Annotated in this window: 28 protein-coding genes; 6 read left to right on the top strand and 22 right to left on the bottom strand. The window is 42.1% G+C overall.

Annotated elements, in window-relative coordinates:
- Positions 1–338 precede the first annotated feature (338 nt).
- The 4 genes from V1500_RS13650 to V1500_RS13665 all read left to right on the top strand — a co-directional run bounded on the left by V1500_RS13650 (position 339) and on the right by V1500_RS13665 (position 3,463).
- Positions 339–1,034: a Na-translocating system protein MpsC family protein gene (locus V1500_RS13650; RefSeq protein WP_409299990.1), complete on the top strand. Its 696-nt coding sequence runs from the start codon at positions 339–341 to the stop codon at positions 1,032–1,034.
- 162 nt (positions 1,035–1,196) lie between these two features.
- On the top strand, positions 1,197–1,394 hold the full coding sequence (locus tag V1500_RS13655) for a hypothetical protein (RefSeq protein ID WP_409299992.1): 198 nt from the start codon (positions 1,197–1,199) through the stop codon (positions 1,392–1,394).
- A 320-nt stretch (positions 1,395–1,714) separates the two neighbouring features.
- Positions 1,715–1,951, top strand: coding sequence for a hypothetical protein (locus tag V1500_RS13660; RefSeq protein ID WP_409299993.1), 237 nt, complete (start codon positions 1,715–1,717; stop codon positions 1,949–1,951).
- Positions 1,952–2,224: 273 nt separating this feature from the next.
- Positions 2,225–3,463 (top strand): ATP-binding protein, encoded by a 1,239-nt coding sequence (locus V1500_RS13665; protein WP_409305992.1) that lies wholly within the window; start codon positions 2,225–2,227, stop codon positions 3,461–3,463.
- Between the two features lie 374 nt (positions 3,464–3,837).
- Here V1500_RS13665 and V1500_RS13670 read toward each other — a convergent pair whose 3' ends face one another.
- The 20 genes from V1500_RS13670 to V1500_RS13765 form a co-directional block, all read right to left on the bottom strand.
- Positions 3,838–5,259: an aldehyde dehydrogenase family protein gene (locus V1500_RS13670; RefSeq protein ID WP_409299994.1), complete on the bottom strand. Its 1,422-nt coding sequence runs from the start codon at positions 5,257–5,259 to the stop codon at positions 3,838–3,840.
- A gap of 62 nt (positions 5,260–5,321) precedes the next feature.
- The gene (locus V1500_RS13675) at positions 5,322–6,431 is read right to left on the bottom strand and encodes an MFS transporter (RefSeq protein ID WP_409299996.1); all 1,110 of its coding nucleotides are present in this window, start codon (positions 6,429–6,431) and stop codon (positions 5,322–5,324) included.
- 109 nt (positions 6,432–6,540) lie between these two features.
- On the bottom strand, positions 6,541–7,608 hold the full coding sequence (locus tag V1500_RS13680; protein WP_409299998.1) for an XdhC family protein: 1,068 nt from the start codon (positions 7,606–7,608) through the stop codon (positions 6,541–6,543).
- Positions 7,609–7,689: 81 nt separating this feature from the next.
- Positions 7,690–8,679 (bottom strand): fumarylacetoacetate hydrolase family protein, encoded by a 990-nt coding sequence (locus V1500_RS13685; RefSeq protein ID WP_409300000.1) that lies wholly within the window; start codon positions 8,677–8,679, stop codon positions 7,690–7,692.
- 25 nt (positions 8,680–8,704) lie between these two features.
- Entirely contained in the window at positions 8,705–8,995 is a 291-nt protein-coding gene (locus tag V1500_RS13690; RefSeq protein WP_409300002.1) for a putative quinol monooxygenase, read from the bottom strand.
- Positions 8,964–9,701 carry a phosphoglycerate mutase family protein gene (locus V1500_RS13695; RefSeq protein WP_409300003.1) on the bottom strand — a complete coding sequence of 246 codons (738 nt, stop codon included), beginning with the start codon at positions 9,699–9,701 and terminating at the stop codon, positions 8,964–8,966. Before V1500_RS13695 ends, V1500_RS13690 begins: the two co-directional genes overlap by 32 nt.
- The gene (locus tag V1500_RS13700; protein ID WP_409300005.1) at positions 9,698–11,995 is read right to left on the bottom strand and encodes a xanthine dehydrogenase family protein molybdopterin-binding subunit; all 2,298 of its coding nucleotides are present in this window, start codon (positions 11,993–11,995) and stop codon (positions 9,698–9,700) included. The genes V1500_RS13695 and V1500_RS13700 overlap by 4 nt, the downstream gene beginning before the upstream one ends.
- Positions 11,992–12,471: a (2Fe-2S)-binding protein gene (locus V1500_RS13705; RefSeq protein ID WP_409300007.1), complete on the bottom strand. Its 480-nt coding sequence runs from the start codon at positions 12,469–12,471 to the stop codon at positions 11,992–11,994. The genes V1500_RS13700 and V1500_RS13705 overlap by 4 nt, the downstream gene beginning before the upstream one ends.
- Entirely contained in the window at positions 12,453–13,358 is a 906-nt protein-coding gene (locus V1500_RS13710) for an FAD binding domain-containing protein (RefSeq protein WP_409300009.1), read from the bottom strand. The genes V1500_RS13705 and V1500_RS13710 overlap by 19 nt, the downstream gene beginning before the upstream one ends.
- Positions 13,339–13,815, bottom strand: a complete 477-nt coding sequence (locus V1500_RS13715; protein ID WP_409300010.1) for a CoxG family protein — start codon at positions 13,813–13,815, stop codon at positions 13,339–13,341. The genes V1500_RS13710 and V1500_RS13715 overlap by 20 nt, the downstream gene beginning before the upstream one ends.
- A gap of 29 nt (positions 13,816–13,844) precedes the next feature.
- Complete coding sequence (locus V1500_RS13720; protein ID WP_409300012.1) at positions 13,845–14,564, bottom strand: cyclase family protein; 720 nt, start codon at positions 14,562–14,564, stop codon at positions 13,845–13,847.
- A gap of 105 nt (positions 14,565–14,669) precedes the next feature.
- Positions 14,670–16,364, bottom strand: coding sequence for a PEP-utilizing enzyme (locus tag V1500_RS13725; RefSeq protein ID WP_409300014.1), 1,695 nt, complete (start codon positions 16,362–16,364; stop codon positions 14,670–14,672).
- Between the two features lie 72 nt (positions 16,365–16,436).
- Positions 16,437–17,090, bottom strand: coding sequence for a GntR family transcriptional regulator (locus tag V1500_RS13730; protein ID WP_409300015.1), 654 nt, complete (start codon positions 17,088–17,090; stop codon positions 16,437–16,439).
- Between the two features lie 14 nt (positions 17,091–17,104).
- Positions 17,105–18,043 (bottom strand): PEP/pyruvate-binding domain-containing protein, encoded by a 939-nt coding sequence (locus V1500_RS13735; RefSeq protein ID WP_409300017.1) that lies wholly within the window; start codon positions 18,041–18,043, stop codon positions 17,105–17,107.
- A 151-nt stretch (positions 18,044–18,194) separates the two neighbouring features.
- A complete protein-coding gene (locus V1500_RS13740) occupies positions 18,195–18,824 on the bottom strand; it encodes an NTP transferase domain-containing protein (protein ID WP_409300019.1) in 630 nt (209 codons plus the stop codon).
- A 55-nt stretch (positions 18,825–18,879) separates the two neighbouring features.
- A complete protein-coding gene (locus tag V1500_RS13745) occupies positions 18,880–19,314 on the bottom strand; it encodes a DMT family transporter (RefSeq protein ID WP_409300021.1) in 435 nt (144 codons plus the stop codon).
- Positions 19,315–19,584: 270 nt separating this feature from the next.
- On the bottom strand, positions 19,585–20,088 hold the full coding sequence (locus V1500_RS13750; RefSeq protein WP_409305993.1) for a DinB family protein: 504 nt from the start codon (positions 20,086–20,088) through the stop codon (positions 19,585–19,587).
- Positions 20,089–20,258: 170 nt separating this feature from the next.
- Positions 20,259–21,260: a phosphotriesterase gene (locus tag V1500_RS13755; protein ID WP_409305994.1), complete on the bottom strand. Its 1,002-nt coding sequence runs from the start codon at positions 21,258–21,260 to the stop codon at positions 20,259–20,261.
- Positions 21,260–22,942, bottom strand: coding sequence for a long-chain fatty acid--CoA ligase (locus tag V1500_RS13760; protein ID WP_409300023.1), 1,683 nt, complete (start codon positions 22,940–22,942; stop codon positions 21,260–21,262). The genes V1500_RS13755 and V1500_RS13760 overlap by 1 nt, the downstream gene beginning before the upstream one ends.
- A 209-nt stretch (positions 22,943–23,151) precedes the next feature.
- The gene (locus V1500_RS13765; protein WP_409300024.1) at positions 23,152–23,904 is read right to left on the bottom strand and encodes an SDR family NAD(P)-dependent oxidoreductase; all 753 of its coding nucleotides are present in this window, start codon (positions 23,902–23,904) and stop codon (positions 23,152–23,154) included.
- Positions 23,905–24,423: 519 nt separating this feature from the next.
- On the opposite strand from V1500_RS13765, the gene V1500_RS13770 reads away from it, so the two are divergent.
- Both V1500_RS13770 and V1500_RS13775 read left to right on the top strand, forming a co-directional pair.
- The gene (locus V1500_RS13770; RefSeq protein WP_409300025.1) at positions 24,424–24,765 is read left to right on the top strand and encodes a cupin domain-containing protein; all 342 of its coding nucleotides are present in this window, start codon (positions 24,424–24,426) and stop codon (positions 24,763–24,765) included.
- Positions 24,744–25,118 carry a hypothetical protein gene (locus V1500_RS13775; protein ID WP_409300027.1) on the top strand — a complete coding sequence of 125 codons (375 nt, stop codon included), beginning with the start codon at positions 24,744–24,746 and terminating at the stop codon, positions 25,116–25,118. Before V1500_RS13770 ends, V1500_RS13775 begins: the two co-directional genes overlap by 22 nt.
- Before the next feature lie 363 nt (positions 25,119–25,481).
- On the opposite strand, the gene V1500_RS13780 is transcribed toward V1500_RS13775, so the two are convergent.
- Positions 25,482–25,679, bottom strand: a complete 198-nt coding sequence (locus V1500_RS13780; protein ID WP_409300028.1) for a hypothetical protein — start codon at positions 25,677–25,679, stop codon at positions 25,482–25,484.
- 132 nt (positions 25,680–25,811) lie between these two features.
- Positions 25,812–26,246 carry a S1 domain-containing RNA-binding protein gene (locus tag V1500_RS13785; RefSeq protein WP_409300030.1) on the bottom strand — a complete coding sequence of 145 codons (435 nt, stop codon included), beginning with the start codon at positions 26,244–26,246 and terminating at the stop codon, positions 25,812–25,814.

A 26,246-nucleotide genomic window follows, 5' to 3' on the forward strand; every position in this document is an offset into this window, starting at 1 on the left:
CCAATTAAATCTAATAAAAAAGAGCAAGTGAGCGAATCATATAACTTTATCTACTTAAATGTTCGAGTTCCATCTTAGGGGTAAAACAAAAATGCTACTAATAGACTAATTCTCCAAAAATAAGGAAAATCCTTTGGCACCCTAAAAATATTTGGAACTCACTCATCAGCATCACTTTAGTTCCTGTGCCGATTTACAAAAAGCGTTTTTCCAGTAAAGGAAACGGGAACGATAAAAATAAAAAAGTATTTAACTATTGAAAAAATTGAATATATGATGGTAAAATTCATTAACGGATAGGAGATTTGATGCTTCTTTCCAAATAAGGGTGAAGTGATATGGATGTAAAAAGCCAGCAAACCAAATTGGCGAACAACTTGGGAAGATTGTTGCGTGATAAATTTGGCAAGGGTCCCGAAGCAGTGCATGTAACTGTAAAAAAACCTTTTGTTCTGGTCTACGTCCGCGGATTTATATCAGCGATGGAACAAGTGCTGCTTGACCAGGATCAAGAGATTACTGTCAAAACTACACGTGAAGTACTGATGAAGACTATAGAGCCCGAGATACGCGGTTATATCAAGGCAATTACCGAAATGGAAATCCAGCATCTTTATTACGATTGGAACTTACAGCATCAAACCGGTATGTTTGTAGGAATCAGTCCGGAAGCACCTCTATCTGATAATCCATATGATGAGGATTTCAAGGAGAAAAATGCAGTAGATAAGGAAATTATCCAGATTAGTGAACAAGCTGAGAAGGCACCCGAATCCATTATCTCCTATCAGCTAAGTCCTCGAGCCATAATAGTGATCCGCGAGGGTATCCTGGTACCTATAGAAAAACAACTCATTGCTCTAGGATTTACCGAGACTTTAAGAGTAGCAAAAAGACAGCTTGAAGGAGATTTGCTGATAAATAATACAAACCTTCCTTCTATGCTTAATGCTGATATTCTCGATATTTTCGTAGACTGGAATTTTGAAATGGATAATAGTGTCATTATAATAATCGTAAAACCAAAACAATAATACGGTGGTAGTGATTTGGACAATTTTTGTGCCGGACATAAGCCGAAAGAAAAGAACCTTTTCTTTCGGCTCTTTTATTTGTCGAAACATGCGATTAAGCATTCATATCTTATATCTGGCAGTCAACCCCAAATTATCTTTCTATGGGAGAGGGTTATAAACATGGTGAACGAGCAAAAATTTCCATTTTTAAGAAGAGAACTTGACCGGTTACTGAACGATTATGAAAGATGCGGGGAAGACGTTTCAAAAGCAGAAATCATGGAAGATATTAAACTAATTATGTCAGTTCTCCCAGACTCAGGCTCCCCTCACTCCCAGGAAATCTATCTGTTGAGGAAACTTGAATCACAAAAATAATAATTGATATAGCGCAACAAGAGCGTTCTGAAGGTTTTCCATTTTAATGAAACTGTTCTAAAAGTATATATATGAGAAAATCTTTCTGATTCATCAGTTTGCCATGTCGTTACATATCTGTTTTTATATTTAACATTAGGAAAATGAGATTCGGCAGTATTCACTTATATCACTGGAAAAATTACGCTTTTCTGAACTGAACTAGAATTTGATTTAGTCTAATAATCACCCCCATCACAGGATTCACAACCTTTTCCTTGAACTTTTATAAGAATGCTGGAAAAAACAATGTGATAATATGTTAAATTAAGAGAAAATGATTGGAAAATTCCGAAGAGGATCCAGGACTATATAGGTATTTCTTTTTATGGGGTGATAAGCAGTTGTTTAGTGCATTTGTTCTTCCGGTTATTATAATTTTTGGATCCATTGCAGCCATTGCAGCCTGGATTCATACACTGATCATTCTTAGGGAGCTTCATGAAATTAAAAGCTTTTTAGGCATTATTGAGGTGAAAAAAGCTTCTTTTCTTGATCGAGACTTAGATAATGACTGAAAATGCCTCCTTGCGAGGCTTTTTTATTTACCATCCTAGTAATAATCTTCCGTAATTATAAACCTAATGAATGATACCTCTTCTCTTTCTCCATTTCATTTTTTTCCGCATATCTCTTGGCAACCAATTATTCTTGAAATAAAATAAAGATGTGAAATTTTTGTCGATTCATCCAAGAAATTGTCGAAAAAGAAAAAAGAGAGTGAAATATCAATTTCACGGCGTTTATTTAAGATGGTTTATAGGAAAGGAAGTCCTGGCTTGATTGATTCAATGCTTATAAATTTTTTATTTTTACTATTACCAGTTACCATATTTCTCATATTTTTTGAGAATCGCTTGAATTTTTTCCTTAATTACAACAGTAAATTCTTTTTATTTATTTTGGCTGCCATCACAATGATGTTATGTATGGAGTTTCCGATCAAATTGGATATCGGTTATATAGTAGATTTACGTTATATACCGTTTATCATTGTCTCTCTTTTCGGAGGTTATCGACTCGCTTTTCCTTTATATCTAATTTTGAATATACATCGTTTCATTATCGGCGGTGAAGGATTTCTGCCCTCCTTCGTTTTTTCAACAGTCATTTTCGCATTGGTGCCATCTTTAAAAAATACATTTTTACAGTTTCGGTCACGGAGCAGAACAGTCTGTGCAGCTGTGGTGTCGTTTCTGACGATATCCTTGTACTTAGTTATATTACCCTTTACAGGCCAGGTAATGAACAGGGAATATTGGATCCTCTTCACGTATAGTATTACGACTTATGTCGTTGTTATGGTGATCATTATAAGCATGATCCAGCAAATTATCAGAAACACCAAAGCACGCCAATCTATGATCCAAACCGAAAAATTAAATTTGATCAGCGAATTATCAGCAAGTGTATCTCATGAAATACGTAATCCATTAACTGTAACCAGCGGCTTCCTGCAGCTTATTAATAAATCCAAGAATATCTCCTATGAGGAAAAGGGATACATTGGTTTCGCCCTTCAGGAGTTAAGGCGTGCAGAAAACATTGTCAGTGACTTCCTTGCTTTTGCAAAACCTCAATCAGAATATATGGTATATTCCAACCTCAAAGAGGAAGTTGAATATGTCAAGAACATCATTACACCATATGCGAATATGAATGATGTGGATATAAAGCTGAGTTTTACAAACACATTAAATATAACTTATGATAAAAACCAAATCCAGCAGTGTATGCTCAATTTATATAAGAATGGGATCGAGGCCATGAAGGAAAATGGCGGCACTCTCCATATAGAAGTTAAGAATGATAACGAGAATAACATCATTATCGAGATCAAGGATGACGGTTATGGAATGACTAGAGAGGAAATCATGATGCTGGGCAATCCCTACTACTCAACAAAAAAGGAAGGTACCGGCCTTGGCATGCTGATGGTTTACAGTACTGTAAACAAAGTAAAAGGGAAGATTCATATAGAAAGCGAAAAAGGTAAGGGAACGCTCTTTCGAATTATTATCCCCGTATAAAGGGGCTAGCTGGCCTGGTCCCTTTATTTGGACACAGTAGCTGGGCTTGGAGTTTGTGTTCTTGTAATTAAATTTATAGGTAGATGATTCGCTAATAAACAATACCGGCAAAGCCTTCTCATATAAAACGCCATCACCATGATACATACAGATTTTGTAGATCCTAAGTTTCCAAATAATGCAAGTTATCAATGACCAGGAGGGTATATTTCTATTAATGAGGTATGTGTATAGCATTAAAAAACTCGCCAATATTGACGAGCTGATACTCCTATTTTGATTCATCATATGAAATCAGCTGATGGTACTTGATAACTCAAATCCAGGCCTCATCACGGTGAAAATTATAGAAAACATTTGCTGTTTACCCACCTCTATAATTTAAAGGAAACGAATTTTAATTCAGTCATTTCTTCCGTTGAGTATTTGATGCCTTCCTTGCCAATCCCGCTATGTTTGACTCCTCCATAAGGCATGTGGTCCACTCGGAATGAAGGTATATCATTGATAATCACTCCACCAACTTCTAATCTTTCTGCAGCATCGAATGCTTTATTTATATTGGTGGTGTATACCCCTGCCTGTAAGCCATATTCAGAGTCATTTACTAATTCAATGGCTTCATCCCAGGTACGATAAGAATTTACAGAAACTACGGGACCAAATACTTCCTTACATGATATTGAAAGCTCTTTGCCGCTCTGCGAAATAATGGTGGGTTCGAACACTGTACCCATTCTTTTTCCACCATGAACAATGGAAGCGCCTGACGCTTCAGCGTCCCTTATCCAATTTTCAATCCGTTCTGTTTCACTTGGATGAATAAGGGATGATACATCCGTTGTTTCAGATTGAGGGTCCCCAAGCTTCAGCTCACGTGCAAATTTAACCATTTTTCCTACAAAGCTATCATATAATTCTTCCTGTACATATATTCTTTGTACAGAGATACATACCTGGCCTGCGAAATTAAAGGAGCCTTCAACACAGCGGGCAGCGACTGCGTCGAGATCATCTGCGCTATCCACTATGACAGCGGCATTGGAACCAAGCTCCAGCGTAACTTTCTTCAGTCCTGCTTTTTCTTTTATACCCAATCCGACAGGAACGCTACCCGTAAATGTAACCATCTTGACCCTCGGATCGGTTACCAATATATTGCCAATGGCACTCCCTTTGCCCGTTACCACATTAAGCGCACCTGCAGGCAAACCCGCATCTTCGAATATCTTGGCTGTCATGAAAGCACTGAGAGGAGTTTGTGAGGCAGGTTTCAGCACTACCGTATTCCCGGCAGCAAAAGCAGGTCCTAACTTATGTGCTACCAGATTAAATGGGAAATTAAAAGGTGTGATGGCTGCAATGATCCCTAATGGCTCGCGCTTGGTATAGCCAAAACGATTTGCTCCAGTTTTTGCAGCATCAAGCGGAATGGTTTCGCCGTGAATCCTTTTCGCTTCTTCTGAAGCAAATTTATAGGTCTCTATCGTACGCAGAATTTCAGCCCTTGCTGCCTTTAGGGGCTTAGCATTTTCCCTTGCTAAAATAAGAGCACATTCCTCGGCCCTTTCCTTAAATAAATCAGATACTTTTTCCAAAATTTCTGAACGCTCCAACGAGGTCAAAGCACGCATGGTTTTAACTGCGGCTTCGGCGCTTGCTAAAGCATCCTCTACTTCCTGTTTGTCCGCAATGGGGATTGAAGTTATTATTTCCTGATTGTATGGTGAAAGGAGATCTTCATATTCCTTCCCCTGCACCCATTCCCCGCCGATAAATAATGACTGTTTTTCCACAAGGTCTTCCCCCTAATTAGCATTATAAATGGAACGAATGAAGTTGTTCCTAACAAGAAAGGTTAAGCAGATATATTTTTATTCATTTTTGCCCCATCAGTCCCTTTAACGGCTGTAATCATTAAATGTGCTAAAACCGCGGTGATACAACCAATCAATCCAAGAATAATAAAACCCTGCTTTAATGTAAGGATATCCCCGATCACTCCCATAAAAACAGGGCCTAAAAACATTCCTAAACCATAAATAGCCTGATAGAATCCCATTGCTGTGGCACGCTTCCCAGAGTGCATATGATTAATACTTAAAGCCATTAAGATTGGAGCAGCTAAACCCCTTCCTATCCCGGAAATGGTTTGTGTGAAAATTAACATAGCAATACTGGAGGTAAAGGGAATGATCAGTGTAAATAAACCCATGAAAATAAAACCGATGATTATTACATTTTTTTCCCCTATTTTAACAGATAAATATCGGCCTCCGACCCATGAAGCAACGGCAGTAGGGAAGGTTGAGAAAAATGTGAGCAACCCCATATCAAACTTATCCGCTCCCAGAGATTGGGCAAAAACCGGTGTAAAACCAAATACTGCAGCAAACATTAACATGTAAAGCAATATGGAGAGGAATGATACCGTTAACAATATTCGATCGCCTGCAACCTCCAATACTCCTCCCACAGTAATTCTTTCATTCCGATCCTCGAATTTTTCAATAATGAAAAATGCACATATTAACCCGATTATTCCAACGACGCCGCCAATCACAAATGAAGATTCCCATCCGTATCGATCGGCAAACCATCCTCCGCATAAAATACCTAACATTTGGCCCGTCATATTATAGAAGGAAATGGTTCCAATAGCCTTTGTTGTCTCTTCACGCAAATAGTAGCTAGTGAACAGGATGGTGAAATCAACCCATGTTGCAGCCGCTGCTCCAGCCAAAGCCCTGAGTATCAATATCCAGGTAACATCTTGTGTTATCAGGATACCCACACCGGAAAGAATGGAGAAGATTAACCCGAAAATGATAAAAATTTTTCGTTTATGGAAACGATCGGACACTATGCCGACTGGAATCCTGAGCAACATCTGCGTTAGGCCATACATGCCAACGATCAGGCCTGCCATTTTATAGGAAGCACCCAGGTACTCTACATAAGCAGCCAAAATAGGAACGCATGTGTACATGGAAAACCAGTACAAAAGGGTAACAATACAGAATAAGGGGATACGATTGCTATGTGTTTTAATGAACCCCACCTCCCCACATGATATCCTAAGGACAAGCCGCCCCATCAGGGTGAACCGCTTCTACCACACGGGAATTTGCTTTTTGTCCCCTGTTAAATGCCAGCAATTCAGCTGCTATACTTACCGCAATTTCCTCAGGAGTACTAGCGCCGATATCTAACCCAATCGGTGAGTGTACCTTTCCCTCTTCCAATGTTACGCCGTATTCCAACAGGTCGATCTTCATTTTTTGCATTCGTTTTGCAGCCCCTAAAATTCCGATATAGGGCATCTTTGCTTCCAGAAGCTCTCCAAGTAATTGAAGATCAAGCTCATAATTATGTGTCATGATAAGACAATAAGTGTTTTTACTTAAGCACAGTGTGTTATATCCCGTGCGATTGACGAGAAGAACCTCATCCGCCTTAGGAAATCGATTGGTTTGTGCGTAATTTGGCCGATGGTCTATAACAGATATTCGCCAGTTAATTGCAGCTAATTGGTTTACAACCGGCGTTACATCCGGTCCTGCACCAAAAATGGCTACATGCTGTCTTGGCTTGATGTGTTCAACAAAGCACTCTGCAACTACCCCATCCAAAAGTAAGTCTTTACAATATGCTGAAGATGACGAATCGGTCAAAATGCTCTGATGTTCCAACACCCTAAAACTGCCGGGAGGAACCAGCGTTTCATTTGAAGAATGAATTACTGTTGCAACAGTAATCAAAGTATTTGTGTCATAATTGGTAATTAACTGATCATATAAAGCTAAGGCATCCATTAAATGATGCACCGGGTCAAAGGGTTGGAGAAAGAGTGTTATTGCTCCGTCACATCCGAGTCCCATACCCCATAAAAAGTCGTTTTCATTCCGAAAATCGTAAATAATCGTTTCTGGTTTAAAACTCTTGATAACCTCCTGTATCCTTCCTGCCAAATCACTCTCCACGCATCCGCCGCTTACAAGCCCTTCAACCTGTCCGTCCTCCATAATTAAACAACGGGTTCCGGAAGGCTGGTAGGTGGATCCTTCGGTTCGTATTATAGTTGCAAGTGCAGCCGGTTTTTGCTCATCTAGACATTTTTTTAAACCAAGTATTACTTTATGCACCTACCCTGTTCCTCCGTTCAGATTGTATTTTTTGGACAAAGTAAAATTTCAGGGTGCATCTCATAATATAAAGAAGTGTTACTATTTGGATACTACCCGATTTATTAAAGTTCCGATTCCTTCAACTTCCAGTTCGACCCGGTCTCCTGCATGAAGAAATTTTTCTCTTTCTGCTCCGGATCCCCATCCTATTGTCCCAGTCCCCAAAACTTCACCAACCTGAAGATATTCTTCCATGGATGCATGGGCAATTAAATCTTCAAACTTCCAGTGAATACTGCCTGAGTTATCATCACACCATGTTTCACCATTGACACGCGCAGTCATAGCCATATTATAAATATCGGGGATTTCATCAGCTGTCACAATCCAGGGCCCTAATGTATGGCCTTTCGTAAAGTCTTTCCCCTTGGCAGGACCTAAACCAATTGCAATCTCCTTTGACTGAATCTTACGTGCACTGAAATCATTGTATATGGTATAACCGAAAACATGCTCTAGAGCATCTTCTTTTTTGATATTGATACCGCCGCGCCCGATCACCATCGCCAATTCAAATTCAAAATCCAGTTCCTCTGCGTAAGAAGGCATTGGAATATCATCGCCATGGGCAGAAAGGCTGCTTGGATTAGCTTTATAATATGCAGGCATTTCATACCACTCAGGAGGGATATCTTTTCCAAGCTTTGGATAAATATTTTTAAGATGAGTTTCAAATGCCATAAAATCCCTTAACATAGGAGGACGTGTTATTGGTGGCAAAAGCTGCACATCGGTGAGAGGGAAAATTATTTTTTCACCGTTTGGACCAGTTTCATCCCCAGCTTCCAACGCCCTATGCAATGCCGTTTGGGCTGCTTCCATGCCAGCTTCGCCATTTTCGATAAAAGCCACCATATTAGAAGGAAGCAATGCCCCTGTCAACCTCTTAGCCGCATTTTCGTTCAATCCGCTTGAAAGCAGTGAAAGCCGATACGACGATGCTAAATCAATAGCTTTATCCCCATGCACAGCTCCTATTCTTTCTTCAGAACCGTCCAGCGTATTTACCCTATAAGTTATTAGTTTCATATTGGCCTCCATGAGGTTTGAATTATTAATCTACCAATGTAAATAGTTCACGTTCACGCTTCTCAAGAATTGGAACAATTTTTCCTTCGATGATTTCCTTAAAATGAGGTGTTTCACGATGGTCCTCCAGCGCAGCTTCGTCTTTATATTGTTCATAAAGTAAAAACATGTCCGGATTATCCTGTGATCGATTGGCAAAATACGCGCCGCATCCCGGCTCATGTTCTTCCACTAACGGTTTCATCTGATTTAAATAAGTTTGGACTTCATCCCCTTTACCTTCTTTACAGTGATATTTCGCTACTAATACGATCATCTTTAGTTCCTCCTATTAATTGGTTTTCTTTCTCAAAAGAACGATACTGGATCTTGCATGTTCCCCGGGAAAAAGTTAAATTTATAGATTCACAATATTCTGGCTCTCCCAGGTCTTTTTCCAGCAAATATTTATTCAAAAATGCCCTTAATACCGGTGAGTGAGAGACACAAATATATCGGCGGGTGATATTCCCAGGAATCAGGCTGAGGCTTTCTGCGTATGCCATTAATCTCCTGGCAACCGCCTCCGCATTTTCCCCTGGAGGGTTTTCAAGATGGAGCCAGTAGCCAATCCGGTCAGGACTGTTCAAAAAGTTTGTCCAAAAAGGCAGTTCGAGCAGCTCGTGATGCAGAAATCCCAGGTTTGGCACTTGGGCAGCAAGCGCTTCAACCGATGAAACAAGTTCCACCCTTTTTCCTCCTAAATAAATATCTGGATTGCGGATAGCATTTTCAATCTCCGGATGAAAAACGGTTACATCTTCTCGGACAGCTTCCATGAATCCCTTCCTAAGCAACTCACAAGTTTGTTTTGTCCTTTTTGTAACTGCATGCAGGAATTCTACATGTTCAGGCCCTGTGATGGAGCCTGCCAATTTCCTTCCCTGTCTTTGGGCTGCTGCCTTACCTTGTTCAGTAATAGGCACATCTCCACGATGAGAGGCGACTTCTCCATGACGGACAAAATGAACATAAACGGTCATTGATCTGCCCCCTCTTTTTCCTTAATTGCCCGCCAAACTCGTTCAGGATGCAGCGGCAATTGATGAATACGTATACCAATCGCATTTGCAACCGCATTCCCTATAGCAGCGGGTACCGCCATTAATCCCCCTTCACCGACTCCCTTTGCACCGAACGGTCCTGGACCGTCTTCATTTTCAATAACAAGAGAACTGAATTGTTCAGGTATATCATCGAATAATGGAATCCGGTATTGAACAAGTGACGGGTTGGTTAGCACTCCATTATCAAATATCATTTGCTCAAAAAGTGCTGCACCCAGGCCCTGCATCGAAGACCCTATATCCTGCCCCTCTACCTGCTGGAGATTAATCGCCCGCCCTGCATCTACTGCGGTCAGGAGTTTGCACACCGTAACCCGGCCAGTATCCGGATTCACCTCTACTTCTGCCGCGACCCAGCATGGCTCCCAAAATGGGGTAGACCCGCCAATCGGGGACTTGGTAGGTGCCAGGATATACTGGCCTACAGCTATAATTTCAATTCCGGAGAGCTCCTTTGTCTGAGCTAAAACTTCGGGAATTGTAAGCTCTGCATCCTTCGTGAATACTTTGCCGTCTTGGATCCTTATATTACGTGGATTTTCGTCCAGCAACACCGCACATCTTTTTAGGAGTTTTTCTCTCACTTCACGTGCAGCATTTTGTACAGCCCTTCCCATTGCCACTGTCGTACGGCTGGCCGTGGTAGTCGAATCAAACGGAACCATCGATGTGTCCGGTTTTGTTACCACCACTTTTTCAAGCGGCAGCTCCAGCTCCTCTGCGGCTATTTGGGCCATGGTACTGGTTGACCCCTGGCCCATCTCAGCTGCACCCATAAGTATGGATGCACTTCCATCTGAATGGAGCCTGACAATCGCGGTAGACTCCGTTGGGGCCTGGCTTGGTTTAAATGAAACAGCAACTCCTCTCCCTCTCCATGGTTGAATCGGCTGGTCCCAACCCAATTTTGAGGTTAGCTCCTTAAGTACTGGAACATAATCTGTATCAATGGGAGTGTCACCCTCAGCATACAACTCCCCTCGTTCAAGCAAATTTTTCACCCGGAATTCAACTGCATCCATACCGATTGCGTTTGCGATCTCATCTGTATGCTGTTCATATGCCCATGTAGCCTGCGGCACACCAAAACCTCTAAAAGCCCCGCTTGGCGGCGTATTTGTATAAATCGCGCGGGAATGTATCTCAAGGTTTGGTAATCTATATGGCCCGGCGGACACATACCCGCCTTTTTGAGCTACCCTAGGTGCACAATCAGCATAGGCCCCAATTTGATAATCAATCTGTACCGATCTCGCCAATAAAGTCCCGTCGCCACTTACACCGCTCTTGATTCTTATTCTCGCCCCTGCTCTTCTGATTGTTCTTGCAGTCTCGGACATGGAAAGAGCTACTCTTACTGGCCTTCCTGCTTTACGGGCAAGTGCAACGGCAAGCGGCTCTACCTTTGAGAAAGCTTTGGCACCAAATGATCCGCCCATGGGGAAGGAAACAACGCGTACTTGTGATTGAGGACGACCGAAAATTAAAGCCAAATCCTGACGAACTACCATAGGCGTTTGTGTACCTGTCCATACCGTAATGCCCGCCGAGTCGATTTTTGCTACTGTATGTATTGGCTCAAGCGGGAAATGGTGAATAATCGGTACACGATACTCGTTTTCTATTACTTTATCAGCTTTTAACAGCGCGGACTCTACATGCCCACGATTATAGTCCCATTGAAATGCAATATTGGTAGCAGTATGAGGATCCGCATCTGCCAGTACCTTACTGTAGTGGCTGCCACGTTGACTATTTGTTTGAACTAATGGGGCATTCGGTCCCAGTGCTGCTTCCAGACTGTCTACTTCAGGTAGAGGGTCATATGAAACATCTACAAGACTAGCTGCATAATGTGCAGTTCTGGAATCGATTGCTACAACAGCTGCGACTGGCTCTCCTTCGTAACGTACACGGTCAATGGCCAGAATAGGCTGATCCCGGAAAACCGGACCATAGTGAGGGTCAAGATCCTTTAAATCATCTCGGGTCAAAATACAAATGACCCCTGGCACCTCTAATGCAGCAGTTACATCTATAGACTCAATCAGGGCATGGGCAAACGGGCTATGAACGATAGCAGACTCCAGCATCCCTTCAATCCGCACATCGCTTGGATATTCCATGCTTCCTGTAATTCTGGGCCGGTAGTCAGTGCGCGGCAATATACGGCCTATAGTCTTCCTGGCAATTGGTACTTGCGTTTTCATTCGCCATTGCCTCCTGATACAGCAGCCTGCTGGACTGCTTTAATGATCGAAGTATAGCCTGTACACCGGCATATATTGCCATGTAGATAATGTTGGATTTCTTGTTCGCTTGGGTTTGGCGACTCTTTAAGCAAAGCTAAAGATGACAGCATCATGCCATATGTACAAAAACCACATTGAAGTGCCCCTTTGTCAATGAATGCCTGCTGGATTGGATGCAGGTTTCCTCCAGCGGATAGCCCCTCCGCAGTCAGAATATCGGCACCATCCATTTCTACTGCCAGGGTGGTGCAGGAACTTACGGGTTTGCCATCAATCAAAACAGTACACGCCCCGCATACCTGCATATCACATGAGCGCTTAACACTAATCAGTCCGAGCTTATCCCGCAGTACATCAATTAATAAATGGGATGATTCTATTTCAATATCCGCCTTCACCCCATTTACGAAGCAGCTTATCTGGTGTGTTGCCATGAATGACCTTCCTCCTTTGCCCTCTGTATTGCCTCTGTCACCGCTTCACGCAATAAGGCTCCTACCACTTGAGTTTTGTATTCTGCTGATCCGTCATTGTCATCCAGAGCATCCATTTGAGGTTCGGCGGCAGCAACCCACCAAGCGACTGTTTTTGGAATATCATTGATAGCCTCACCAGCCAGCAGCTTTTCTGCATTTGTCAGCCTGGTAGGGATGGGGTTTGCAGCAGAAACTACTAATCTTGCTTTTAAGATGTTCTCATTCTGGTCATCCAATTGAATAATTGCCGCAACTCCAGCCATCGGGAATTCAGCTACAGAAAACTTTCGATAAGCAGCACCTGTTCTTTTTTCCAGGACTGGAAGCAGTACGTGGGTAATAACTTCTCCTGGCTCAAGCGATGTTTCAAAAGGCCCTTGCCAAAATTCACTCATGGGTATTCTTCTGGTTTTGGATGAAGATTTAGCAAGAATAATTGCATTTGCTGCTACTAAAAAGGCACCTGGATCAGACCTGGGTTCAGCAAAAGCCAGATTTCCACCAATTGTCCCTGCTGTCCGAACTCGAATATTGCCTATATTATTCTCCAGTTCAGCGAAAGCCGGGTGATATTGGTGAATTACAGACGAATGGGCAATATTATCGTGGGTGGCCATTGCACCAATGGTTATCAATCTACTATCCTCATCCATCATTATTTGATCCATACTTGGCACACGGCGTAAACTGATGAGGTGATTGCAGACAATCAAACCTTCTTTTAAAACCTGCAGGAGTTCAGTCCCACCAGCGTAAAATGCAGCTTCGTCTCCCCATTCGTTTTTAAGATCGATTGCGTCATCGAGACTTTTGGCATATGTCAAATCAAAGGACTCGAGCAGCATCGCCGTTTTCTCCCTCCAGCACCTGTGTCAAATTTGCCGCAAACGCATCTACCTTCTCAGTAAACTTCCGGTTTACCATTCCCTGTCCCAATGTTGCCAATTTGCCTTTCATCTGATAATCCACATCCAATTTCAGTTCAGTGCCATTACCTGCTGCATCTGGGTTGACTTGTACGAACATATTCAGATGGACAAGTGTTTTCGTATATTTGTCCTGCCCCTTAGCCTTAATTTTCATCATCGGCTGCTCGGCTTCAACTACGGACAGCTCCATTGGAAATGAAACTTTAAAGGGACCCACTTTATCAGTTGCCACAGCATTATACTGCTTTCCTGGTTCAATGGCAGCCATTTGTTCGACTCCAGGAATACAGGTAGCTACACGCTCGATTGCATTTACCCAGTTCCATACTGTATCCGGGTTTGCTGATAATTGTATGGTATGTTCAATTTGCATTGTATCTCCTCCTTGTTGCCAAATGATTTTTATTCGACAATGGCGACTGCCCTGACAGCGGCTCCTGTGGATTTTTCCCATTTAACCGGAAATACCGAGAGCAAAAATCCGGTAGCACCGGGGAGCTCTTCAAAATTCTGCATATTTTCCAGATGATAGTATTCTTCTGTAAGCATGACTTTGTGTGCTTCCCAGAATTTTTTCTTTTCGAACATGGACCAAACAGGAGGATCAAAAGTCGAAGCATCGCAACCCATCACCTTTACCCCTTTTTGAATCAAATAAAGGGTCGCTTCTCCGCTCATTCCGCAAAAATCAGTGTTATAACGGTCTTCATTGTTAAATGCTCCGGCTCCAGTCCAGATGAGTACGATGTCCCTTTCCTTTATCTCATAGCCCATCTCTTGTTCTGCATTTTTTATATCTTCTACAGTAATAATGCTGCCAGGTTCCTTATGGCGAAAATCTAGACGAACCCCGTCACCAAAACAATATTCAAGCGGGATTCCTTCAGCTCCCGGAGCATCCTCGCGCATATGCCGGAGAGTATCCATGTGGGTGCCGATATGGTCTCCTTGAACAATGACACAATGCGCTGTAAGCCAATCCGCCCCATATTGTGCCGCACCTATATTTTCCGCAAATTGAGTATGGCTCTCCACCTGGGCTATAATCGGCCGGGCCACTCTGGGAAAAGTTTGCATGTCCGGACTTACAGTCATACTTAAATCGATAATTCGACGTTTCATTTCTGCTTCCTCCCTTTTTATGTAATATTTTGCAAACGGTTTTTAACATATCCTCAAAATATAAAGTGCATATCAGGCCGCTTCTTGCGGCCTGATATGCAGCGTTTATTCGATAATGGACACAATGCCCTTCGCGCCATCCACTCTGATCAGCTGCCCGGACTTGATTTTACTAGTAGCATCTAGTGTGCTAGTAACAGCAGGAATGCCATATTCCCTGGCTATGACAGCAGGATGGGATAACGCACCGCCTGCATCTGTCACCAGTCCTGAAATCTTGCTGAATAGTAATGTCCATGCCGGATTCGTCATACGGCACACAAGGATTTCTCCCTGCTGCAGCTGATCGAATTCTGCCGGGTCATTTACAAGTCTTGCAATCCCCTCCACCACTCCAGCGGAAGCAGCAAGGCCTTGTATTTCAGTCGTTTCTAAATCTTTGGTTTTTCCTAATTCAAAACGTTCCGGATAACCCCAGACACCCACATACGCCTGTTCGTACAGTGACCAATGATCCGCTGTTCCAACCCAGTCACGCGGTGTTACTTCCCTGGCTTTTTCCTGTTCAATTCTTCGCTCGGCTACTCTGGCACGTGCATCGAATGCATCAGGAGTTGCTGAAAGCTCACGAATTTCATCGTATAAGAGATAGAAAATATCTTCAGACTTGTTAATGTCCCCTCGAGCGGCAAACTTTTTTCCAAGCTCTTTTATCGATATTCTCATGCGGGCATATGTTCCCTGGTCTATGTAGAAATGATGGTCTGGTGTGAGAGGAGCCATTGCCAAGGCAAGTTCCAGTGCATTTTCAAACTTCTGTGAGTCTTCATCATTTTGGATGAGGGCTCGTAATCCTTCTATTGCAGCTTTTTGTTCTTCGGCAACTTTTGTTATATCTTTATGGTAATCATAGTCTGAGTCTAGATAGTTTCGAAGCATTTCATAGATGGGGGCTGGATTTTCTTTCCAGAGCTGATAGGTGTATTCGTGGGTGTATACTGCCTTATAGCCATATTCTTCTTTGTAAGCATCGATTGCTTTAAGAATTTCTTGTCCACGAGGAGAGGATTTCAGTGAGGCAATAATGTTATCCATTGAATCCTGTTCTGTGAAGATGGATTTAAGACTAGGGTCAGATTTGATCTCTTCTTTAATTCTCCACAAATCCCTTGATGACTCCCAGTTCTTATCCTGAACAGAGACCAATACCTTACCTGAATACTGTGCGGCTGCCTCTGGCCCGGCAACTTCACCTGCCACCTGCCCAAATTGCTGGAAAGCTGCAAACTGAGCAAGATTTAGTATCCAGTGAATTCTCAGATGGCGTTCCTGAATATCAAGCGCATCCTCGAGAAGAACCATCATTTCAGGCAAGCTTGCCTCTTCATACGCAAACGTATCAAGGTATTCGAGATTTTTTTTGATTTCAGGCAGGTATCTATCATCCCACCACTTTAGAAATCGGGTAGCATAGACTGGAAGCATCATCGCAAAATATGGAGCAAGTTTTGCTGCTTCTTCAGGCTCACGCCGCATTACAGCGGTATATACGTAACCGTTTATGTTTCTTGCCTGCCAATCCTTTCCGAATGGCACACCAAAACGTCGATACATATATTTGCAGGCTTCACCCCACCAGCCTCCGATATCAAAATAAAGTGGTGAAACTGGGCGAGGAACATGCAGGTCATCAAACCACCAGAACTCCTTTTTATCCTGTTCAGATTGCCACTTTACCGGAAAACTTTCATTTCCTAAGAATTCGCCCAAGATGTCATTTGAAGTACTTTGTACAGACATTTACCTTCCCCCTTGAATAATAGATTATCGCATAAGGCCATAAAATGGCCAAATTGCCCAAAATAATAAATCTTAAGGTTTTGGAGCTAATTCCTCTATATGCTGTCGGATTATGGTCCCCGCATGCAACGGATCACCGGAAAGCAGTGCATCCAGTACCTCATAGTGCCGCCTGGCCAAATCTGGTAAATCCTTCTTGGCATTGTGGGTTGAAAACAATGTCCAGCTTCCCGGATTGATTTTCTCCCAGACGGAAAGCAAAAAATGGTTTCCTGACGACTTAATCACAGTTCTATGGAACTGCACATCCACCGCAATCATGGTACGGAGGTCGCCAGCTTCAGCAGCCTGTATCATTTCTTCTATGCACTTCTGCATTTCGCCGATATTTTTTTGAGTCAGTTTCGGTACTGCCAATCGTACGGCCGTTTCTTCCAATGCTGCCCGGACAATATACCTTTCCTGTAATTCGGCGACCGATAGTTTTTTGACGAAGGTGCCTTTGTAGGGCTCACTATATAAAACACCCATATGTTCCAAATCTCTTAGAGCTTCACGGACCGGTGCCTGGCTGACTTTAAGGTGTTTGGCCACCTTCGTTTCCACAATTCGCTCTTCCGGTTTTAAATTACCGTTCAATATAGCTTCCAAAAGGTAGTCCTTAACTTCATCACGCAGCATGGTGCGCTTGATAGCAGGCTCTTTTATTGAATCTAGCCATTCCAAGGTTCAGCTCTCCTTTACATGGTAGTAACAGGCCTGCTTTGCAGCAAGTAGACTTTGCCCAATTTGATTGCCCACTCTACATCCTGAGGTGCACCGAAAAATTGTTCGAGATTGCCAGCTACTTCATTCAGCCTCGATAATTCATTATTATTGAGTACCTGAGCACGAACCTTGTCTGCAGGGACCGGTAGATGCTTTACTTCTTTTTCACTTCGGACGATCATCTGCAGTTTCGGTAAAACGCTTACATTTATAGTGGAGCCTGTACTTTTATCAACGATATATTGATCAGGTGTTACTTCACCAGACACAAGTGCCTCTCCCAATCCCCAGCAAGCCTCAATGACAACCTCTTGCCCCTTGGTTATCGGGTTTACCGTGAACATTACACCGGCTTTATCTGCCTCAATCAATTTTTGCACGACTACGGCTCCAGCTACCTGTTCTTCCTTAATCCCATGACGCACTCGATAAGCAATCGCACGATCCGTAAAGCAGGATGCCCAGCAGCATTTCACCCTGTGTAACACCTGTTCAGCAGTCACTACACCTAAATATGTATCTTGCTGTCCTGCAAAACTTGCTTCGGGTAAATCCTCGGCAGTAGCACTAGAGCGTACGGCGACTGGCCCATCATCCGGACATAATCTTTTATAGGAATCTATTATTACTTGTTCCAGTTCTTGGGGCAAAGTGAGCGTTTCGATAGCTGTTCTAATGATGGAAGAAGCTTTTGCAGCCGCTACAGAATCATTAATGTTAAGTTCGTCCATTTCTCTTTGAATGATTTTATCTACTCCAGTCTCAGCAAGTGCCGAAAGGTAGGCCTCTGTGGATACGACAAATCCTTCTGGAATCGGAAGCCCGGCACAGGCCATCTGGGTCAAGCTGGCCCCTTTTCCTCCTGTCAATTTTAGCTCTGCGCCTACCGGATCATTCAGCGAAATAATCATCTTTTTGAACCCTCCATTCTATATAGATTTTTGATTTCCTTGTAATTGATTATTAGTTATCAATAATCGATTATTAGTTATTATAATATTTTGAATATTTTATATTTTAATTGTAAGCGATTTCATTTTCTTTGTAAACGATTATTTTTTATTAATAATCGATTTTCGATTTTGTGTTATTAGCTAATACTCGGATTGCTTGTTCGTAATCACTTTGCGTATCGATGTCCATATTCCACATTCTTTTGGGGAAATCCACAGTCTCTACCTTGGATGAAAACAATCTAATGATGTCTCTCGCACCCTGATCTCCTTCAATATTTATTAAAAGCGGAAATAGTTCTCTATCAAATAAAACTGGATGGCCCGCCTGTCCCTCGTACAATGCACGGACAATCCTGATTCCATTTTCATAGTGGTCCTGATAAATAGAATACATTTTTATGACGACTTCTTTTGGAATGAATGGCTGGTCTCCCAAGAACAAGAAAACTGCCTGAATGTCAGACGGTAATGCTGATATCCCCTTTTTAAGTGAAGAGGACATACCATTTTCCGATTCCTCATTTTTTATATAGCTGATGTTGTAGTCTTGGATGTAATCTTTCATGCTTTCAGTGTGTTTATTGCCTACCAAAGTGATGCAGCTAAATTCCATACTTAAAGCCAGCTCCACCGGATAAAGGAACAATGGTTTTTCCCCCAGATAAGAAAGCTGTTTCATTGAGCCAAACCGCTTAGCCTGTCCAGCTGCCAGTATCACGGCACCGATTCCTTCCATAAAAAAACATCCTCATTTCGATATAGTACTTGGACAAAAGAGTTTTTGCATAAATCTATTCATCCAGTATTAGATAAGCAGAGACAAAGAATAAAAAGATGGCAGCAAGCTTCCTCTCATTAATTGGCATGCGCATCCCCCCAAATAATCCAAAATGGTCGATGAGCATGGCAATTAGAACCTGCCCTATAATCACTGACATTACTGTTAAGGTGACACCTATTTTAGGCACAACGAAGACCATTGCAGTAACATAAAATGCCCCGAGCATGCCTCCAATTAATTGCCATTTCGGAACAGTGGTTATTGCTGAAATGTCCCCTTTTCCCCAGAATATGCTGACAAACAAGAGGGTAATTGCCCCGGTCGTAAAGGAAGTAAGGGCACCTTCAATAACTCCTATTTTTTTCCCCAATCCCCCATTGATTTTATCCTGAAATGCAATGGCCATTCCACCCATAAAAGCAAGAATAGGAAAAATTATTCTCATCTCATGAATTCTCCTTTTGTAAGATAATTGGTAACATACTATGAGTTACTATTCTGATAGACATTATCTAATAGCCATGAGATGGATTATATGACTAATTCTCTTATGCTATTCGTGCCTTACGAAATGATTATCATTAAAAATTGGAAATGGGTTAGATCGTTTATGTGCTTTGAAGCAATGTAATAAGATCATTGACAATCAGTTAATATGTAAGATTTCCTGCTCCCTTCAGTAGAAGTGACCGGGGACAATATATTTCCCTTATATTTAAGCCTGATTTAGCATCTGAAAAATCTGCCCTCTGTGGTGGGCTTCATGTTCTATCAAATGATAGATTACCCATTCGGGAGATACATCATATTGTTCTAGCTGTCTCGGTCTCCTAAAATCCTGCAAATCCATGTTCATAAAACGTGAAAGTAATTTTTGCCTGACTGCTGTCAATCTATGAAAATGTTCTTCCAATGACTGCCCTGAAACAGTGGCAAGGGAACCATCTTCAGTGCGGGCTTCCTCAGGAAACAATTGCTTTATTTCAGGGTCAAAATCTGTTCTGAGGACTTCCACATAAAACCAGTCAGCTTCGATCAATGCAATATGATAGAGGAGAGACCCAACTGTTTTATTTTCTATTTTTCGATCCAATGTGTCCTGACTTATTCCATTGAGCCTCTCTATAATTGTTCTTCTGACATCCTCCAGTGCCCATAGCCATCTTCCTATTTCCGGGTCATATCCTGGCAAAGCCAAAACCTTTAAAGACTTTTTCATCAACTTCTCACATTCCTTTCAGCACTTATTTCTTGTAAGTATTTTATTAAAAATAATTCAACTTAAAAATCCGATATCCTTCTATATATTACTGTTATTCTTGATACAGGAGTGTAAATCTAGCAATAATCAAAAAAAGGCCTTGCTGTATCAAGCAAGGCCTTTGACTCTTATTGAGTAATTTGTGCAGGTGAACCTGCAAAGAGTGACACTGCATTCTCTCCCAGCATTTTATTAATTTGGGTTTCCGTGACCCCCTGCTCTCTAAGCTGAGGCAATATATTAAGGAAAATATGCTCAGGATGCCAATTTTCAACAATCTGCATCATTTGTTCGCTCATGACCGGAGGACGTCCCAGCCAGATGTTCACAGTATCATGTGCAAGCAGGATTTGATCTTCATAGCCTTCATGCAGTAAAGAAAGCAAGGTCTGGATTCTCTCCTGGTCAAACGGTGCCCCAACCAGCCCCTGCAAACCGAAACGGTCAAAAGCAATCCTTACACCCTGGTTCATGGTCTCCTTATGATAAGAAGGATCTGTGTTTCCACACATATGGCCGATAATAATCTTATTTGGATCAGCACCATGCTCAATCAATAACTTTGCCTGCTCAGGCCCCATTGTCCCCTCCTGGGTATGGGTAAGGATGACAATTCCTGTTTCCTTTTGGGCTCTTGAGGCTGCTCGGAAAAACATCTTTTCATACTCTGTTATTTCACCCTTGCTGGAGGCAAGTTTGATTATACCTGGTTTGATTCCCGTATCAGCAATGCCTTCTTCTATTTCTTTTATGAACATTTCATAAATTTCCTCTTCGGCTGTGCCAAGGGACTGCCGGAATTTGAAGTAAGGAGTTGCGCCTTCTCCTTCATAGTAATAGCCAGTCGCACAGATGATTTGCAAACCTGTAGCTTCCGAGACTTTCTTTAAGAATATTGGGTCTCTCCCACATTCATTCGGAGTCGGATCTACAACAGTTTTGACACCATGGCTCATGATTTGCCTTGCGATCCCAATTGCAGTTTCCAGTGCCTCTTCCTCATTGAATCCTCCAAGGGTAACGTCGCCATGAAAACCGGGATAACCGAATATAAAATGCTCATGGATCAAAGTCTTTCCCAATTCCTCGACTGAAATCGGTCCTGTAACGGTTTCTACTACTTTTGTCATCATTGATTCACCATCCTATTATTATCCTTTTCTTCTTCCTGAAGCTTTCTCCACAAAATTTTGCCGCTCGCAGTTGTTGGGAATGAGTCCCTGAATTCTATAGATCGAGGGTATTTATAAGCAGCCATCTGCCCTTTTGCCCACTCGATAATTTCCTCTTCTTTGACCTTTCCTTTATCCTTTTCATTTAAAATGACGAAAGCCTTCACTGTTTCCCCTCTCTTTGGATCAGGCACTCCGACCACACAAGCCTGCTGGACAGCCGGGTGTTTGTAAAGCAAGGATTCTACTTCTGTTGGCCATACCTTGTAGCCAGAGGCGTTTATCATCCTCTTAACACGATCGACAATAAAGAAGTACCCTTCCTCGTCGTATTTGCCAATATCGCCTGTACGGAAAAATTCCTTTCCATCAAGTATAATGAATGCTTGCTTGGTATCTTCCGGACGATTATAGTAGCCTTTAAACACCTGTGGCCCATTTACAATAATCTCTCCTGCTTCATTGGGTCCCAATTCTTCCAGGGTATTTGGATCTATGACTCTTGCATCCACATCAAATGCGGGTACTCCCAGGCACTGAAGCTTTGGCCTGTCAGGCGGATTGAAATGGGTATGGGAAATTGTTTCAGAAAGCCCGTACCCCTCAACAAATTTTAAGCCTGTGAGCTGGAAAAGCTTTTCTCCAACCGCTTCCGGTAATGGGGCCCCTCCACCCGAGATGCTCTCCAAGGATGAAATATCATACTCTGAAAGTTTAGGATTCGCCAAAAAGTCAATAACCATTGTGCTGATGTTGACCCAATGGGTACATTTATATTTCTCAATAAGCTGGGCTGCCGTATTTCGATCCCATCTAGTCAGCAAAACCATTGCAGAACCAGTAAAAATGGGAGCATGCATGCTATGCAGCATACCGGTCACATGGAATAATGGCAGTGCTGTTAAAGAAACTGAGTCAGGCGTGGCATTGGCCCAATAGGAAGCACTTAGAACATTAGCCTGGACTGTTCGGTTGGTGTGGATGCATCCCTTTGGCATGCCAGTTGTGCCGGATGTATAAGGGAGAACCGCAATATCATCCGCTTGTCCATCATATTCCTCAGGCTTGAGACTTTCATCCAAGATGTCTTTCCATAAATAGTGGTATTCTTTTGAAAAGGTTTCCCTGGAAGCGCTTACTTCATTTGGTAAGTTGAATGGTTCTGTGCTTGACTGAATGTAGTCTGAGTAGGCAGCAACAATTATGTTCTGCAATGAGGTAGTCTGCTGTAGATTGCTGATTTGATTATAAAGTTCCTGTCCAATAATGGCAGTATTAAGATCACAATCCTTAATATAGTAAGACAGCTCGTTTTCCGTATTCATGGGGTTAATCGGTACAACTATTGCCCTCGCCCTTAATATGGCATAAAAAGCGATCAAGAATTGAGGAGAATTTTGCATGAATAATAAAACCCTGTCACCAGCTTTCACATTGAGCCGCTGCTGAAGAAAGCCTGCCAGACTGTCCACTTCATCCAGGACGGATTGATAGTTATATTCGGATCCATAGTAATTCAAGGCGGCTTTTTTCGGAAATCTTCTTGCTGACACAACCAGATTGTCGTAAAGGGTAGTTTCAGGAACGGTCAACGATTTACTTATCCTCTTTGGCCAATACGCAAAATGTCTCTTATTCAAACTCTTCCCTCCAAATTTTCAATTTTATTAATAAATAGCGGGCGGGATTACACCTGCTGCATTTACACGAATAATGCATGTACGAATAATATTTCGCGTTCCCGGTCTTTCTCAGCAATATTTCAATGGCTGCAGAAAGGAACTAAAAATAGAGTAATAGACTCCGTAGTCACATATTCGAAAGAAGCAATACATCTAGCAAAATCCAATTAAAATGTTAGGCCACCTCCATCGACAGGCAAGGTTGCCCCTGTTATAAAGGATGCATCATCCGAGGCAAGGAACAATACAGCGTTTGCTACTTCTTCCGGACTGCCGATCCTGCCCAGGGCATTAGCCTTGGAGATGATTGGCCACCTTCTCTCATCTCTTTTCCAATGGTCTATGATATTAGTATCGATTACACCAGGTGCAATCGCATTTACACGTATATTATGTTTACCGTATTCTAAGGCTGCATTCTTTGTAAGGAGGACCACCCCTCCTTTTGAGGCATTATAAGCAGAAAGGAATTTTTGCCCCTTTAATCCAAGCAGGCTTGATGTGTTTATGATAGAACCTCCGCCTGATTGAATTATCGCCGGGACAGCATGCTTTATACCGAGAAAGACTCCTTTTAGGTTAATATCTATTACTGAATCCCACTCTTCCTCGCTCATATCCGTACTTCTTACTTCCGAATTGCCTACACCTGCATTATTGAACAAAATATGTAAACCACCCAAGCGGCGGACTGACTCATTTATTAGATTCTTAACACTTTCCGAATTCGAGACATCCATCTTGATAAAAATCGCTTCATGGCCATTTTCTTTTATCTTCTCGGCTGTTTCTTCGCCGGATACTGAATCAATGTCAGCCACCGCTACCCGTGCTCCCTCCGAAGCAAAAAGCATAGCTGAAGCACGGCCGATTCCACCCCCTCCTCCAGTTATAATCGCTACCTTTCCAGCCAATTTCATAAATCCAGCTCCCATATGTTAATTTATTGTGAGAATATTAATATATAATCAGTAAATGTAATCGCTTTCAAATTTTGAAAGATTTGATTACAAATTATGAAAAACGCTACTGCTTTCAAATGTAAAAGTACTGACCAGTTGGTATCTTCAATTTAACTATACAACCAAAAAAATTAAATATCAACAAATAGTCTGAAAGTTCAAATATATTATTTCAATTACAAACCATCCATTTCCTATCAGGCTATTTTTAGTGACGACAGAAGGATAGAGTATACATAACTTGGTATGTGCAAAAGGCAATTCCTCAGCTAGTGGCTCGCACTGAACTCCCCCTTTGATTGTGGCGATTATTTTCTCTGACCAGTAAATATAATGACCATTGCTTGTTCTAAAAAGAATGTTACACCCCGGCGCGACTAAACACCTTAACATTCTCAAACAAGGTACATAAACTACATGTAACCAGACACAGTCACTTAAGGTATTTCATGGTCAGCATGAAAGAGGGAAAAAAATATGCAAAATAACAATACAGAGAACAATAAGTCTCAAGTAGGTTCAATACTTTGCATTGATTCGAGGAATCATGTGCTTTTTAGCATAGATGACGAGAACATGGCATATGGGGTCACTGTTAACCAGTTCCCTTACATGGGAAATGGTTCCTTTGTTACGCTCTTTTTAACCAGAGGTAATATCCGCGAACCTCACCGCCATTCTAATGCATGGGAACTGAGCACTGTTGTTTCAGGAGAAGCGGTCGTCTCGCTCGTCAATCCGGAGTCCAGAGACCTCCACCAGTATTCTGTGAAGAAGGACAAGTGGTTTTCATCCCTATGGGTTGGTGGCATTGGATAACTCCTGTTTCGAATAAAATCCAGCTCCATCTATTTTTTAACAACGGCCATCCAGAAACTATTTATGCTGCTGAGAACCAACTCTCTACACCGCCCGATCAGACTCCGATTGATGACCAAGAAGTGCTAGCTGACCTTGCCAGGTCCGGTGAAACAGACAGGATTCAGGAAAGTAGAGGTGCTTGTGAAAATGCCGAAGCCAACCTCCTGGATGCAATCCTTGCATTCATTGGACAAAGAACATACCTTTTACAAAATAATAGATACCTCAAACATCATGATTCATTTTCATCTGAAAGAACTGATAATTTTGTCAGGCACAGGCAGACGGCGCCTATTTCTAGAATAAAATAGGTTCAAAATTCTGTAGAACAGATGGTGTTTCTTATTACGGTCTTCTAATTCAACACTGATAAATAGCAACGGATACATTTCTTTCAAAGTCGTTCGGTTTGAATATGAGGAGGCTGCAGTTATTTTGTCGACATGTAAATTAAGTTGGTAAAATAAGTTTTCCGGATGACTTCGTTTACAGAAGTTAAAACATGAGGTATGTACCGGCCATTCGACCGGATTTTCGAAAAAGAACGGAATGTATAATGGAACAAAAAAACAGGCCCATGAATTAATCATTCATTAGGCCTGTTAAAAGTAACATATTATCAATACAAATTTTTGCTGCATGGAGATTAACCTCCTATTTTTATATTAATCAGTTCACATTTGATCAGAATTCGCTCGCAGCAGAGCCTCGACACTCGCATTCACCGCTTTCCTGATATCTTTGCTGATATACATATATGAGCGTTCGCTCTCCCACGAAATCGCTGTTCCCATATATTTGCCGTTTTTTAACCTCTGGACTTCAACATCGATGAATTCTCCGTTAATAATAAAGATTTGCCTGCGACTCATATGACCGCCTCCTCATGTTTATTTGAATTTTTTAGTCACAAGTAACCAAGGGTCTGTTAGAAGTTGCGATGGATTAAAGAAGGCAAGCCGGGTACCCTGGCTTGCCTGAATATATTATGGGAAAGCACGTATTTATCCGCGTCTGCCGCCTCTGCCACCGCGCTTTGACTCCGTATTGCGCTTAAGGGAGGAAAGATTTTCTTCGCTCATCTTAAGGAAACGGGACATCTTATCCTCAAAGTTCTCTTTAGGCTTGAAATTGCTGTTCGGACGTCTGTCTCCTCTTCCCTGGCGCTGCTGGCGTGGTTCATATGCTGGCTTTTGCCCTTCAGGTCTATCTATTGCCTTTTTAATGGATAAGGCAATTTTCCCTTCTTTTTCGCCAATTACTTTTACTTCAACCTCATCATCAATTTTCAGGTGGTCGTTCACGTCCTTGACATAGCTGTCCGCTACCTCACTGATATGAACCAAACCTGTGGAACCATCCGGCAATTCAATGAATGCTCCAAAATTAGTAATTCCTTTTACTTTCCCTTTTACCTTACTGCCTACTTCGACTGACAT

The sequence above is a fragment of the Peribacillus sedimenti genome, assembly GCF_046237635.1.
In the GTDB taxonomy this organism is placed as follows: domain Bacteria; phylum Bacillota; class Bacilli; order Bacillales; family DSM-1321; genus Peribacillus; species Peribacillus sedimenti.

Bases quoted from the DNA above. Each gene is read 5' to 3' on its own strand.
- V1500_RS13650 (WP_409299990.1), top strand. From the start codon at position 339: ATGGATGTAAAAAGCCAGCAAACCAAATTGGCGAACAACTTGGGAAGA.
- V1500_RS13655 (WP_409299992.1), top strand. From the start codon at position 1,197: ATGGTGAACGAGCAAAAATTTCCATTTTTAAGAAGAGAACTTGACCGG.
- V1500_RS13665 (WP_409305992.1), top strand. From the start codon at position 2,225: ATGCTTATAAATTTTTTATTTTTACTATTACCAGTTACCATATTTCTC.
- V1500_RS13685 (WP_409300000.1), bottom strand. From the start codon at position 8,679: ATGAAACTAATAACTTATAGGGTAAATACGCTGGACGGTTCTGAAGAA.
- V1500_RS13690 (WP_409300002.1), bottom strand. From the start codon at position 8,995: ATGATCGTATTAGTAGCGAAATATCACTGTAAAGAAGGTAAAGGGGAT.
- V1500_RS13695 (WP_409300003.1), bottom strand. From the start codon at position 9,701: ATGACCGTTTATGTTCATTTTGTCCGTCATGGAGAAGTCGCCTCTCAT.
- V1500_RS13700 (WP_409300005.1), bottom strand. From the start codon at position 11,995: ATGAAAACGCAAGTACCAATTGCCAGGAAGACTATAGGCCGTATATTG.
- V1500_RS13705 (WP_409300007.1), bottom strand. From the start codon at position 12,471: ATGGCAACACACCAGATAAGCTGCTTCGTAAATGGGGTGAAGGCGGAT.
- V1500_RS13710 (WP_409300009.1), bottom strand. From the start codon at position 13,358: ATGCTGCTCGAGTCCTTTGATTTGACATATGCCAAAAGTCTCGATGAC.
- V1500_RS13715 (WP_409300010.1), bottom strand. From the start codon at position 13,815: ATGCAAATTGAACATACCATACAATTATCAGCAAACCCGGATACAGTA.
- V1500_RS13720 (WP_409300012.1), bottom strand. From the start codon at position 14,564: ATGAAACGTCGAATTATCGATTTAAGTATGACTGTAAGTCCGGACATG.
- V1500_RS13725 (WP_409300014.1), bottom strand. From the start codon at position 16,364: ATGTCTGTACAAAGTACTTCAAATGACATCTTGGGCGAATTCTTAGGA.
- V1500_RS13735 (WP_409300017.1), bottom strand. From the start codon at position 18,043: ATGATTATTTCGCTGAATGATCCGGTAGGCGCAGAGCTAAAATTGACA.
- V1500_RS13740 (WP_409300019.1), bottom strand. From the start codon at position 18,824: ATGGAAGGAATCGGTGCCGTGATACTGGCAGCTGGACAGGCTAAGCGG.
- V1500_RS13745 (WP_409300021.1), bottom strand. From the start codon at position 19,314: ATGAGAATAATTTTTCCTATTCTTGCTTTTATGGGTGGAATGGCCATT.
- V1500_RS13750 (WP_409305993.1), bottom strand. From the start codon at position 20,088: ATGAAAAAGTCTTTAAAGGTTTTGGCTTTGCCAGGATATGACCCGGAA.
- V1500_RS13755 (WP_409305994.1), bottom strand. From the start codon at position 21,260: ATGACAAAAGTAGTAGAAACCGTTACAGGACCGATTTCAGTCGAGGAA.
- V1500_RS13765 (WP_409300024.1), bottom strand. From the start codon at position 23,904: ATGAAATTGGCTGGAAAGGTAGCGATTATAACTGGAGGAGGGGGTGGA.
- V1500_RS13770 (WP_409300025.1), top strand. From the start codon at position 24,424: ATGCAAAATAACAATACAGAGAACAATAAGTCTCAAGTAGGTTCAATA.
- V1500_RS13775 (WP_409300027.1), top strand. From the start codon at position 24,744: ATGGGTTGGTGGCATTGGATAACTCCTGTTTCGAATAAAATCCAGCTC.
- V1500_RS13780 (WP_409300028.1), bottom strand. From the start codon at position 25,679: ATGAGTCGCAGGCAAATCTTTATTATTAACGGAGAATTCATCGATGTT.
- V1500_RS13785 (WP_409300030.1), bottom strand. From the start codon at position 26,246: ATGTCAGTCGAAGTAGGCAGTAAGGTAAAAGGGAAAGTAAAAGGAATT.